Consider the following 12,585-nt stretch of genomic DNA (forward strand, 5'->3'; position numbering starts at 1 on the left):
TTGTTATTATCGTCTCATGTTTTAGATGTGATTATTGACCACGAAGCTTTTCAACCATCGTCCATACCGCAACCACAACCAACCCCGCCACAAAGCCGATAATACCGTTCAGTAAAATAGGCAAAATGGCTGTAGCAACCGAATGACCACTAAAGTTCATAATAATCGGCTCTACAAAGTGATGAATGGCTGGCACGTTGTGCACCACAATTCCTCCACCCACCAAAAACATCGCAGCAGTTCCTACAATGGTTAACAACTTCATCAACTTTGGTGCAAAAGCGACCAAGGCCCCTCCGACTTTCGCCACCCAACCTTTACCGTTTGAGCGACTTTCAAGGTAAAGGCCTAAATCATCTAGCTTCACAATCCCAGCGACTAGTCCATAAACTCCAACCGTCATAATCACTGCAATTAAACTGACAACTAAAATTTGCGTAACAAGACTGGCTCCTGTCACGGTACCTAACGCAATCACGATGATTTCTGCTGAAAGGATAAAGTCTGTCCGAATCGCACCAGAAACTTTACGCTTTTCATACTCTTCTATCGACTCGCCAGTATTAACTAGCTCATCTTCTTCTTCGTGCGGATGCGAGTGAGGAAACACTTTCTCAAGTACTTTCTCTGCCCCTTCAAAGCAGAGAAATAAGCCGCCAATTAGCAATAATGGCATGATAAGCCATGGAATAATCGCGCTAATAAGTAAAGCTGAAGGAACTAAAATCAATTTATTTTTGAATGAGCCTTTTGCAACCGCCCAAACCACTGGAATCTCTCGCTCAGATGCAACACCAGACACTTGTTGAGCGTTTAACGCTAGATCATCTCCCAACACACCTGCGGTTTTCTTTGCCGCCATTTTTGACATTAAGGCGACATCATCAAGCACCGTGGCAATATCGTCCAACAGTGTGAGTAAACTTGCTCCAGCCATTTTTTGTCTCTTATATGAAATTGAGTAAGTAACAAAATGTAACACCAATGAATAACTCATCAAAGTGATGATTTTGCAAAGAATACCACCCCAAATGGTGTTTTATATTGCCGTAAAGATAAGACAGGTCTAGTCTTGTGATACCTTTCAGCAGTCAAAAGAAAAAGTATAGATGAAAAGTGGATACATTTACCCGATCGGTACTCCTGGCCAACCTTGGAACGAAGAAGAACGTAAAGCTTGGTTAGCAACGCAAGAAGTAAAACGTAGCTACCAAGATGAAGTCGTCAGTAAAATCGATGCCCTACGCGAGCGTTTTGATGTTGAACAATATGGTGCGCTCTCATACAACGAGGCACGCTTCCCTCTGTTTTGTATCAAAACACGCAATTGGGATTCAACTAAGCCTGTTGTGTTGGTCACAGGCGGCGTGCACGGTTACGAAACCAGCGGTGTACATGGCGCATTAAAGTTTGTAGAAACAGAAGCAGAGCGCTATGCAGAGCATTTCAATATTGTCGTTGCACCCTGCGTAAGCCCTTGGGGTTACGAGGTGATCAACCGCTGGAATCCAAACGCGATTGATCCAAACCGCTCTTTCTATAAGTATAGCCCTGCCGAAGAGTCCGCTAACCTCATAAAGCTCGTTGCAACTTTAGGCGATGTGTTAATGCACATTGATCTACATGAAACGACAGATTCTGACGAAACTGAGTTCCGTCCAGCCTTAGCTGCTCGTGATGGTATTGAGTACATTGAAGGTATGATCCCAGATGGCTTTTACACGGTGGGAGATAGTGAAAACCCTCAGCCTGACTTCCAAAAAGCGGTCATTGAGTCAGTTGCAAAAGTGACTCACATTGCACCAGCAGATGAAAACGGCGAAATCATTGGTTCACCCGTCGTACAGTTTGGCGTTATCAACTACCCAATGGTAAAACTGGGCCTGTGTGGCGGCGTAACAAATTGCGTTTACGGCACGACAACGGAAGTGTACCCAGACAGCCCAACAGTGACCGACGAAGAATGTAACGATGCACAGGTTGCAGCCGTGGTGGGTGGTTTGAATTACATAATCGCTCAGCTATAACAATCGATTCTTGTATTGCTCCGGTGTCATGCCGGAGTATTTCTTGAACATCGCGATAAAAGGGCTGGCTTGGTTATAACCTAACGTCAGAGCGACTTCTTTTACGGTCTGCCCTTTACGCAGCAACTCCATAGAATGTAAATATCGCACACGTAAGCGCCACTCAGTAAAGCTCATTCCTAATTCACTCTGGCAATGTCTCGCTAACGTGCGTTCTGTAGTATGCACTTTTGCCGCCCACTCCGCCAAACTAATTTCATCGGTTGGCGATTCTTCTACTGCTTTTAAGATTGGCTGAAGATATTTGTTGTCGGTTGTCGGTAAAAAGTGATGTTCCACTTCTTGTTTCGCCAGTTGATCCAACAACACTCGCACCAAGCGTTTGTCTTCATCGCTCTGCGCGACGTTAATGTCACGCTGACGAAAGTCCTCAATGATGGCAGAAACGATGGGGGTGACTTTGATTAAACTGGTTTTGGTTGGAAAATGCGCCGTCAATTCAGGGGCAATGTTCAAAGAACAATATTCGATTGGCTTACGGTTGTAGCTAGTGTGACGAACTCCGGCGGGAACCCAAATAGCAAGATGTGGAGGTGCTAGAAATCTTGTGTCTTCTGCATCCATCTCCAGAATCCCACCGCTGATCAGTTGCACTTGCCCCCAAGGGTGGCTATGAATTCGTGTTTCTGTATTAGAGAGAAACGCTTCGAAATTCATAAACACATCTGATGGCGCACGATCGATTGATAAGGAGGGGTGAAGATTTCTGGCGCTCTTTTTCAAAATTGTCTTCCTATCGCTTACGATGTCTTTTAAGAGATACTTTTTATTATAAAGACCTGCCAGACTAGCGCCATCAATAATTGTGCTATAGGGTTCTCATGATTTATTTACTTCCGTTTTTCACCGTTATGATTTGGGGTGGTAACTCAATTGTGAACAAGATGGCTGCGAGCGCCATTGAACCAAGTGCGATGAGTTTCTACCGTTGGTTTGTCGCAATGGTACTCCTAACGCCATTTTGCCTGCCTGCAATCATCAAACAACGACACATTATTCGACCTTACTTAGCTAAGTTGGCGTTTCTTGCGTTACTTGGTATGGTTCTCAACCAGTCACTTGGATACTATGCCGGTTTAACAACAACGGCCTCTAATATGGCCCTGATCACCTCTTTAGTTCCGTTGATCAGTGTGTTTTTAAGTGTCCCATTGCTCGGCAAATCTATATCAATGTTAAGTATCGTCGGTGGTGTCATTTCGCTCGGCGGCTTGGCATTTATGCTTGGTCACGGTGATATCACTTACTTTTTACATCAAGACTTAACGCAAGGTGACAGCTTAATGCTCGTTGCTGCCATGGTATACGCGGCTTATTGTGTTCTGCTAAAACGCTGGAAAATGCCATTCAGTAGTTTGACTCTGGTTTACATGCAGGGCTTCTTTTCTGTTTTGATGCTCACACCACTTTGGCTCTCTAGTGAACAACTGTTACCAAGCCAAGACGCGCTACCATTAATCGCTTATGCTGGTATTGCTGCTTCCATTTTCGCGCCGCTGATGTGGGTAAAAGCGATTGATTCAATTGGTGCTGATTCAAGTGCTATGTTCATGAACCTAATGCCTGTGGTTTCCGTCATACTTGCTTCAACACTAATTGGTGAGAAAATTTACGCTTACCATATTATTGGTGGGTTGTTAGTCATCTCTGGCGTTATCCTGTCGCAAATAAAAGTAAGACAGAGAAAACCATTGTCCAATTCTGAGGTTGCCTCTACCGCCAATTAACATCTACACCCCAAGCCACAGAACTACGCTGTGGCTTGTCACTTCCAGCGTTCGAATAAAAGTTAATATTTTGTTTCATTCGCTATTCCCGAAAATTCATCTTGCTGCTAAATTGGGAAAACAATAACCCATCAAGGAAAGACAGATGAGCAGTGGTCAAAGAGACATTACCCTTCGCTTTTTAGCAGAACCCAGCGACGTAAATTTTGGCGGAAAAGTGCACGGCGGCGCCGTAATGAAATGGATCGACTTGGCAGCGTACGCCTGTTCTGCAGCGTGGAGTGGTAAATATTGCATTACCGCATATGCTGGCGGCATTCGGTTTGTTGCTCCGATTCATGTCGGCAACTTAGTCGAAGTTAGCGCGAAAGTCATTTATACCGGACGAAGCTCAATGCACATTGCGATTGACGTGCAAGCTAGTGATCCAAAGCAAATGAAAAACAGACTCACCACTCACTGTATCGTTATCATGGTTGCTGTAGATGAAAACGGAAAACCAACCGATGTACCGAAATGGATTCCAGAGTCAGATGAAGACAAAGCCTTAGAGCAATCCGCTATCCGTCTTATGAACATGCGTAAAGAGATTGGGGAAGAAATGGAAGCACACGTTAAATACCTCAAGTAACTGGCATCCGTTAAGAACGCTATTAAGTACCTCAACGTTACCTAGACCCAGAGTGTGGAGCAACATCATGGTTTTGCCATTTGTTTCACGCTCGCCCTTCTCTGTCATAAATCCTTCACCTAGCTTTGCTTAAATCCATCCATTATTTTAGAGTTGGATAGAGTTTGGATCTTGAGACTAAAAGAAACGACCTTAAGTGAAGAGACGTTGACCAATTTAAAAGCGGTCGAGTACCAGTGGGTGAGAACCATGTACGTCGAGGGGTATAACGAAACAGAAATTAATCATTACATTCAAACTTGCTTTGGCGGTGACGTTACCTTTGCTAATCTATTTCGTCGCGTCGCACTGCAGCAAGAAAGTTTGTACACGCTGCTTCAATACGTTGGATGCGCACCTTCCAGCCGAGAGTTTTAATCTCTTCCTTCCCTACCTCAATTTAGCTTTTTACTAAGCTCTAGTTATTTATGTGAAGTGCTACGCAGGGCATTATTCAAGCCCTGTGTAATCCATTGCAAAGCCGCTAATCTCTATCTATTTATTGCACAATTGCCTTTAACAGGCATAAAAAAACCTGAGTCTAAACTCAGGTTATGGTTACAAAAACTGTTAGTGATTGAATCGTAAGGAACTAAGCTAACAGCCAGCTATGCGTAACGCCAATAAAAGCCAAGATATTACTGATCGGCGGCCAAACCAAAATTGTAATATCCGTGCTAAGTATAAGGGCGACCATGTGGTCGCCCTTTTCTAGTTATTCTTATCAATCTCAGACCACAAGAGATTATCCTTTCACACCACCAGCGGTTAGACCACCAACCAACCAGCGCTGCGCAAGTAAGAATACGGCAGTGATTGGCACTGCTGAAAGTACAGCAGCTGCGGCAAAGTCACCCCACAAGTAGTTTTGTGGATATAGGTATTGCTGCATACCCACTGCAAGTGTGTACGAGTCTACATCAGAAAGCAGTAGTGACGCTACAGGAACTTCACCAATTACCATGATGAACGACAATATGAAGACTACCGCTAGGATTGGCACAGACAGTGGCAGCAATACCAAACGGAATGCTTGCCATGGTGTAGCACCATCAAGAGCCGCCGCTTCTTCTAGAGACGAGTCAATACTTTCGAAGTAGCCTTTAATGGTCCAAACGTGCAGTGCGATACCACCTAAGTAAGCGAAGATCAGACCGCCATGCGTGTTCAGACCAAGGAAAGGAATGTACTGACCCAGTTTGTCGAACAACGCGTACAGAGCAACCAGTGCCAACACCGCAGGGAACATCTGGAAGATCATCATCGCTTTAAGAATGGTGTTCTTACCTTTGAACTTCATACGAGCAAACGCGTAAGCCGATGTGGTTGATAGCGCCACGATTAGGATTGCAGAAATACCACCCACTTTTACCGAGTTCCACAACCATGTCATTACTGGGAATGGTGGCGGTGTAACTGTACCGTCTGGATTAGTCACCGAGAAACCTAATGCCAATTTCCAGTGATCAAGTGTTGGGTTGTCTGGGATCAGGCTACCCGTTGCAAAGTTACCTTCACGGAATGAAATCGCGATGATCATCAGTAAAGGGAAAATAATCAGTGCCAAGAATGCCCACATTGCAATATGAGTAGCCCAAACACGATACTTTAATGACTTACCTTGTACCATTGCCATTGTAATTTCTCCTTAGTCCTGAGCTACTTTAGTTACGCGTAGGTTGATAAGTGCCAATGCGCCAACCAATAGGAAGATAAGCGTTGCTACTGCACTTGCTAGACCGAAGTCTTGACCACCAGCACCTTCGAATGCGATTCGGTAGGTGTAACTTACTAGCAGGTCGGTGTAACCCGCAGGCTCTGATGTACCAATCATGTTTGGACCACCGCCAGTCAACAACTGGATAAGTACGAAGTTGTTGAAGTTAAATGCAAAACTCGCGATCAACAATGGTGTTAACGGCTTCAACATCATTGGTAGTGTGATACGTGTGAAGTTCGTGACAAAGTTCGCACCATCAATTGCTGATGCTTCATATAAATCGTCTGGAATCGCTTTTAGTAAGCCCATACACAAAATCATCATGTAAGGGAAACCAAGCCAAGTGTTAACAATTAAGATCATGGTTTTCGCCATGAACGGATCAGAGAACCAAGCCGGGCTAATGCCGAATAAGCCTTCCAACAACATGTTGATCTCACCAAAGCTTTGGTTAAACAAACCTTTAAAGATCAAGATAGAAATAAACGCCGGAACTGCATAAGGCAGGATTAGCAACAAACGGTAAACTGAGCGACCTTTAAGTGCTTCCCACTGAACCACACTGGCAAGGACAAGACCAATAACAAGCGTAAACAATACGGTTAGCGCAGAGAAAACAATGGTCCAGATAAAGATACTGATAAACGGCTCTTTGATACCATCATCTTTCCAAACACGCTCAAAATTGTGGGTACCAATGTTCACCACGAAACCTGGTGACACTGTGCTACCAACAAATTGACCATTTTCATCGACAGGCTGGTAGTAACCTACTTCCATATTTGGACGTAGCGTTTCTTCAGTCCGGTTGTTGTAAAGCGTTTCACCATCTTCTTGTAATGTGTACAAAGGTACAACTGCAGCAAATTTGCGCAGCCCACTCATGCGGATATCATCACCACTTGGCAAATGTAAATCGACACTGCTCAACGCACTGCGGTTCTTAACAATCGCCTTGATTGATTCTTTTTCACCCGTTACTTCTTCAATTGGTGAAAGATCAAACTCCGATGCTGAAAGGTTATCAAGCTGAAAAGTCGGGCTTGCAAGTAGCTCACCATCTTTTTCAACCACAAGTTGATGGCCTTGCTCCGTTTTATACAAAGTGAACGGGTAGCTATCACCACTTTGGTAAGTTCGGTCCAAAAGTACGTTCTGAGCGCGATCAAAAGAGAGTTGGTTCTTCGCGCTATAGTTGGTAAACGCCAAACCTATGGTGTACGCCAAAGGAAAAAGAATGAAAAGGATCATCCCTGCTATACCAGGGTAGATGTAACGGTGTGCGTACGTCTTTTTGCTACCAAAGATGAACAACGCTAAAGCGGTAAGAATGAGCGTAAGTAGTGCAAACGCAATCTCACCGCGAGAATACATAAGGATTGTTGCGTAGCCATTGATGATGCCGACTGTGCCTAAAAGTGACCATTTCATGAACACTTTTTTGCTGCTCGGAAGGCTGGCTTCTGGTGCTGTCATAGCATTTGTACCTTGAACTGACTGCATAGGGAACCTGCTAGCGAATATAGAATAAATATAGAAAAGTAAGGAGGAGTTGCCTCCTCCTTAAAAAGGTCTTACTTAATTATTTAGTCATTTGTTTTTCTGCATCTGCAAGAGCTGCATCGACAGTTTGACGACCGTCAACTACGTTGATGATTGCGTTCTTAGCCGCACCCCAGAATGCGTTCATTTGAGGGATATTTGGCATGATTTCGCCGTTCATCGCATTGTCCATTGTTGCTGCGATACGAGTATCTGAATCAAGCTCACGTTGGAACGAGTTAAGTGCTACCGCACCTAGAGGCTTATCGTTGTTAACCATACGTAGGCCATCGTTTGTTAGTAGGTAGTTCTCAATGAACTCAACTGCTAGGTCTTTGTTTGGAGACGCAGTGCTGATACCAGCCGTTAGAACACCAACGAATGGCTTAGAAGATTGACCTTGGAACTTAGGTAGCGTAGTCACGCCGTAGTTAACGCCTGACTTCTCAATGTTGCCCCAAGACCATGGACCGTTAATCGTCATCGCTGTTTTGCCTTGGTTGAACGCAGACTCAGACACGGAGTAATCCATATCCGCAGAGATTACGCCTTTATCAACTAAGCCTTTTACGAAGCTCATTGCGTCTTTAACGCCTTCTTTCGCGATACCAGCGTCTTTAACATCGTAACCTTCAGAAGTGTATTTGAACGCGTAGCCGCCATCAGCCGCCATTAGTGGCCAAGTGAAGTACGGTTCTTTTAGGTTCCACATGATTGCAGACTTGCCGTCTTTTTTAAGTTTTGCATCTAATGCTGCAACCTCTTCCCAAGACTTTGGTGGGTTTGGAACTAGGTCTTTGTTGTAGATTAGAGATAGAGACTCAACCGCAACTGGATAGCCGATCAATTTGCCGTCGTAACGTACTGCATCCCAAGCGAAATCAACGATACCTTCTTGAATATTCTTAGAAGGTTTAATTTCTGCTAGCAGGCCAGCTTCTGCGTAACCACCGAAACGGTCGTGAGCCCAGAATACGATATCAGGACCGTCGCCAGTCGCTGCAGTTTGAGGGAATTTGTCTTGAAGGCCATCTGGGTGAGCCACAGTCACTTTAATGCCTGTGTCTTCTTCAAATTTCTTACCAACTTCAGCAAGGCCGTTGTAGCCTTTATCACCGTTGATCCAGATAGTAAGTTGTCCTTCTTCGATGGCAGCATTAGCACCAAAAGAACCCAAAGCAACAAGAGTACCTAGTGCTACAGCGCTTAACTTTTTCATGTTCGTATCCTTTTTATATTTTTGATGTAGGGCTAGTCCATTGAGGTTCAGCCGTATTTCGACATATATCATCTGAAATAATCCAATATGTCTCATCCTCCTAATCCCTACGCCCTTACAATTATGACGTATTTTCGTGATCTAAATCGCCAAGGGTAAGAGACTCAAATCACAAAATGGATAGTTCCTGTGATCGGTTTCAACTTTAGGTGGTGCAATAATGTGATTTCCGACCAACTGCTTTCTTCCTCCTCCTTTTTTACTCCTCCCTTTCTACTCCCCCTACAATTATTTCTATTAGGAGGATGTCGCACTACGCACAATCTTAGAAACTGCAGTCATCCAAGAGTGGATGGTAAGAACCCTTTCCCAGCAGTGCCTACGTATTAGGAAAAAGATTTGCTGGTTTTGCATTGCCAGACGAGTGGAATGTCATTATTAGTGTTGTTTGTGGTAATTATTTCACGGGGGAGACAATACGAATAATGTGGGGGAGAGAAACTCGTACTTGGCTATGATGGGTAGCACTTCTATTCAGGACATTTTATTGAAGTGCTACCCTACTTTTCTTACCAACCGCAAGAACTTACCGATTCCTACTGTTACTGCTCGCTAGATAATTCATATAATGATGAGCGGTGAATAATAAAAAATTGATCGAGGACGAGCTACATGGCGAGTGTCACGTTAAAAAATGTTTGTAAAGCGTATGGCGACGTACTGATTTCTAAGAACGTAGACCTAACAATCAACGAAGGTGAATTTGTTGTTTTCGTAGGTCCATCAGGTTGTGGTAAATCTACCCTTTTACGTTGTATTGCCGGTCTTGAAGACATTACTTCAGGTGATTTGTATATTGGTGACCAGCGCATGAATGACGTCGAACCATCCAAACGTGGTGTTGGTATGGTATTCCAGTCTTACGCTCTTTACCCGCACCTTAACTTATATGACAACATGTCATTTGGCTTGAAACTAGCAAAAGCAGACAAAGCAGAAATCGACAAGCGTGTTGAACAAGCAGCAGAAATCCTACAACTAGGCCACTTGCTTGAGCGCCAACCAAAAGCACTTTCTGGTGGACAGCGTCAACGTGTGGCGATTGGCCGAACATTGGTATCGCAGCCAAATGTATTCCTTCTAGACGAGCCACTATCAAACTTGGATGCGGCACTGCGTGTAAACATGCGTGCACAAATTACTAAGCTACAACGCCAACTTGGTTGTACCATGATCTACGTAACGCACGATCAGGTAGAAGCGATGACAATGGCAGATAAAATCGTTGTACTAGACGGCGGTTATGTATCGCAAGTTGGTAAGCCGCTTGAGCTTTACCATTACCCACAAAACCGCTTTGTAGCTGGCTTTATCGGTTCTCCGAAAATGAACTTCATGAGCGTGTTCATTGATGAAGTAGAAGCAGAGCGCGTCAAAGTTCAACTATCTAACGGCGTATCTTTCTGGATTCCGGTGGATGGTACAACAGTTAACCGCGGCGACCGAATGTCTTTAGGCATTCGCCCTGAGCACCTATTATCCGCTTCTGAAGCTGATGCAAGTATTCACGGTGAAGTGATGATTGTTGAGAAGCTAGGTAACGAAACTCAAGTATACCTAAATCTAGAAGGCGCGGACGCCGACGTTATTTTCCGTCAGCCGGACACGCTTGCAGTCGACACTGGCGATAAAATCGAGATCGGTATTCCAGCTCATCGTTGTCACCTGTTCCACAGTGATGGTCGCGCATGCCGCCGCCTATACAAAGAAAACGGCGTAGAAGTCGAATAGTTCATTCGTCCTTACTCAAAAATCCCTCTCACTTGAGAGGGATTTTTTTATCTTAATAAATATCAGCAATTCGATACTAAATCATTAATCGTGAACGAATCAAATCACCCGTTTCTTCTACCCTCACATAAACCATTGTCTTTGTACTGATACTTCATTTTTAATACTTTTCCTCATCCCTCATAAGTAAGTACCAGCTTTTTCCTAACCCGCCAAACTTAGCCAAAGGGCTAAATATCATTCTTATTTCCACTTACCTCAACAACGCAAATTTTTACACTTATCAACGAAATTACACGTGACAAAAAACTCAGCAGCATTCCACAGAATGCTCTGTGCACTAACTACTAATAACGTTCACGACACGGCAATTGGGGAAGACACCCAAGGGCGGTAGCGTGTCAGAAGGGAAACTGAGTCATGAAACAAAAAGGACTTATCCGCTCTCATGAGATGGAGTTCGCTTTTTTATATCGCATCTCAGATCTTGCTGTCATCGTCTCTTTTATGCTGCTTTTAGTGTTCAAAGACATGAATACTGCGATGGGGAAAGATTACGTCATATTGGCTTTCGTTGGAGGCATCTCTTTTCTATTTATGGCAGAAAGCGGCAATCTGTATCGCTCTTGGCGAACCAGTTCGTTTAAAGAGCAGATGTTTATTGTCTGTGTTTCTTGGGCGGTGACTTCTGCACTTATCTTTATTGTGCTGTATTTTTCTGAAGTCCATACCTTATTTGATAACACAATTTTAGTGCTGTGGTTTGCGATTACGCCCGCTCTGCTCTTAGCATGGCGAGTAACATTCCGTACCGGATTAGCCTATTTGAGAAAGAAAGGATTCAACACTCGCACTGCGATCATCATCGGCCAAACTCCTCACGGCATTACCCTAGCTAACGAAATTCAAAACCACACAGAACACGGCGTGCTTTTTGATGGCTTTTACGACGAACGATCTTCCGACAGATTGCCAAATTCTGATTATCCTATTAAAGGAGCTGTTGACCACGCCCTTGAGCGAGCTAAAAAAGGGGAAGTAGATTACGTCTATATCGCGATGCCAATGCACGCAAAAGAGCGCATTGCGTCACTTCTTAACCAATTCTCAGATACCACCGCAAATACGTATCTGATTCCCGACTTCTTCACTTATAACCTTTTACATTCTCGTTGGGCGCAGATCGGCCAAGTTCAAACACTAAGTGTCTTTGATACACCTTTTGCTGGAATTTCTTCTTGGGTAAAACGGTTTGAAGACATCTTGTTTTCGAGCATTATTTTGGTCTTAATCGCCCCTATTCTATTCGTCATTGCGATTGTCATTAAGGCAACGTCTAAAGGCCCTGTCATCTTTAAACAACATCGGTACGGTCTTGATGGACGCAAGATTGAAGTCTGGAAGTTCCGTTCAATGACAACCATGGATCAAGGTTCCAACGTGAAACAGGCGACAAAGAACGATCCTCGTATTACGCCTTTTGGCGGATTTCTACGTCGCACCTCTTTGGACGAACTACCTCAATTTATCAATGTACTGCAAGGGACCATGTCTATTGTCGGCCCACGCCCTCATGCCGTGGCACACAATGAAGAATACCGTCAGATCGTGGATCGCTACATGCTACGTCACAAAGTAAAACCAGGCATTACTGGCTGGGCGCAGATTAATGGTTATCGCGGCGAAACCGACACCTTAGAAAAAATGGAAAAGAGAGTCGAGTTTGATTTGGATTACATCCACCATTGGTCGGTTTGGATGGACATCAAAATCATCTTTATGACCGTTTTCAAAGGCTTCACTGGTGCTAACGCTTACTAAGGTTGAGA

11 protein-coding genes are annotated in these 12,585 nt (G+C 44.1%); 6 read left to right on the plus strand and 5 right to left on the minus strand.

The features are described 5' to 3' along the window. Nucleotides 1-31: 31 nt before the first annotated feature. A complete protein-coding gene (locus MTF70_RS04275; RefSeq protein WP_025768513.1) occupies nucleotides 32-937 on the minus strand; it encodes a DUF808 domain-containing protein in 906 nt (301 codons plus the stop codon). Between the two features lie 172 nt (nucleotides 938-1,109). Between MTF70_RS04275 and MTF70_RS04280 the strand changes: the two genes are divergently transcribed. Then, a complete protein-coding gene (locus MTF70_RS04280; protein WP_054728741.1) occupies nucleotides 1,110-2,027 on the plus strand; it encodes a M14 family metallocarboxypeptidase in 918 nt (305 codons plus the stop codon). On the opposite strand, the gene MTF70_RS04285 is transcribed toward MTF70_RS04280, so the two are convergent. Continuing rightward, nucleotides 2,022-2,810: a helix-turn-helix transcriptional regulator gene (locus MTF70_RS04285; RefSeq protein ID WP_025768515.1), complete on the minus strand. Its 789-nt coding sequence runs from the start codon at nucleotides 2,808-2,810 to the stop codon at nucleotides 2,022-2,024. The two genes, MTF70_RS04280 and MTF70_RS04285, sit on opposite strands and share 6 nt — an antisense overlap. Nucleotides 2,811-2,908: 98 nt before the next feature. Here MTF70_RS04285 and MTF70_RS04290 point away from each other — a divergent pair, with 98 nt between their 5' ends. From MTF70_RS04290 to MTF70_RS04300, 3 genes are all read left to right on the plus strand, one after another. Then, nucleotides 2,909-3,814, plus strand: coding sequence for a DMT family transporter (locus MTF70_RS04290; protein ID WP_017635281.1), 906 nt, complete (start codon nucleotides 2,909-2,911; stop codon nucleotides 3,812-3,814). Nucleotides 3,815-3,959: 145 nt separating this feature from the next. Next, nucleotides 3,960-4,445 carry an acyl-CoA thioesterase gene (locus MTF70_RS04295; RefSeq protein WP_005375279.1) on the plus strand — a complete coding sequence of 162 codons (486 nt, stop codon included), beginning with the start codon at nucleotides 3,960-3,962 and terminating at the stop codon, nucleotides 4,443-4,445. A 171-nt stretch (nucleotides 4,446-4,616) separates the two neighbouring features. Continuing rightward, complete coding sequence (locus tag MTF70_RS04300; protein ID WP_005375277.1) at nucleotides 4,617-4,862, plus strand: hypothetical protein; 246 nt, start codon at nucleotides 4,617-4,619, stop codon at nucleotides 4,860-4,862. A gap of 367 nt (nucleotides 4,863-5,229) precedes the next feature. Here the strand turns inward: MTF70_RS04300 and malG are convergent, their stop codons facing one another. The 3 genes from malG to malE form a co-directional block, all read right to left on the minus strand. Beyond that, nucleotides 5,230-6,120 carry a maltose ABC transporter permease MalG gene (gene malG / locus MTF70_RS04305; protein WP_005375275.1) on the minus strand — a complete coding sequence of 297 codons (891 nt, stop codon included), beginning with the start codon at nucleotides 6,118-6,120 and terminating at the stop codon, nucleotides 5,230-5,232. A gap of 12 nt (nucleotides 6,121-6,132) precedes the next feature. After that, on the minus strand, nucleotides 6,133-7,707 hold the full coding sequence (malF, locus tag MTF70_RS04310) for a maltose ABC transporter permease MalF (RefSeq protein WP_005375273.1): 1,575 nt from the start codon (nucleotides 7,705-7,707) through the stop codon (nucleotides 6,133-6,135). 79 nt (nucleotides 7,708-7,786) lie between these two features. Continuing rightward, a complete protein-coding gene (malE, locus tag MTF70_RS04315; RefSeq protein ID WP_005375272.1) occupies nucleotides 7,787-8,965 on the minus strand; it encodes a maltose/maltodextrin ABC transporter substrate-binding protein MalE in 1,179 nt (392 codons plus the stop codon). 672 nt (nucleotides 8,966-9,637) lie between these two features. On the opposite strand from malE, the gene malK reads away from it, so the two are divergent. Together malK and MTF70_RS04325 are read left to right on the plus strand one after the other, a co-directional pair. Then, complete coding sequence (gene malK / locus MTF70_RS04320; protein WP_005375271.1) at nucleotides 9,638-10,756, plus strand: maltose/maltodextrin ABC transporter ATP-binding protein MalK; 1,119 nt, start codon at nucleotides 9,638-9,640, stop codon at nucleotides 10,754-10,756. Between the two features lie 420 nt (nucleotides 10,757-11,176). After that, a complete protein-coding gene (locus MTF70_RS04325) occupies nucleotides 11,177-12,577 on the plus strand; it encodes an undecaprenyl-phosphate glucose phosphotransferase (RefSeq protein ID WP_005375269.1) in 1,401 nt (466 codons plus the stop codon). Nucleotides 12,578-12,585 lie beyond the last annotated feature (8 nt).

The sequence above is a fragment of the Vibrio sp. 2CM40D genome (assembly GCF_023161825.1).
Lineage (GTDB): Bacteria > Pseudomonadota > Gammaproteobacteria > Enterobacterales > Vibrionaceae > Vibrio > Vibrio alginolyticus.

Coding starts and splice junctions, on each gene's coding strand:
- MTF70_RS04275 (WP_025768513.1), bottom strand. CDS start 937: ATGGCTGGAGCAAGTTTACTCACACTGTTGGACGATATTGCCACGGTG.
- MTF70_RS04280 (WP_054728741.1), top strand. CDS start 1,110: ATGAAAAGTGGATACATTTACCCGATCGGTACTCCTGGCCAACCTTGG.
- MTF70_RS04290 (WP_017635281.1), top strand. CDS start 2,909: ATGATTTATTTACTTCCGTTTTTCACCGTTATGATTTGGGGTGGTAAC.
- MTF70_RS04295 (WP_005375279.1), top strand. CDS start 3,960: ATGAGCAGTGGTCAAAGAGACATTACCCTTCGCTTTTTAGCAGAACCC.
- malG (WP_005375275.1), bottom strand. CDS start 6,120: ATGGCAATGGTACAAGGTAAGTCATTAAAGTATCGTGTTTGGGCTACT.
- malF (WP_005375273.1), bottom strand. CDS start 7,707: ATGCAGTCAGTTCAAGGTACAAATGCTATGACAGCACCAGAAGCCAGC.
- malE (WP_005375272.1), bottom strand. CDS start 8,965: ATGAAAAAGTTAAGCGCTGTAGCACTAGGTACTCTTGTTGCTTTGGGT.
- malK (WP_005375271.1), top strand. CDS start 9,638: ATGGCGAGTGTCACGTTAAAAAATGTTTGTAAAGCGTATGGCGACGTA.
- MTF70_RS04325 (WP_005375269.1), top strand. CDS start 11,177: ATGAAACAAAAAGGACTTATCCGCTCTCATGAGATGGAGTTCGCTTTT.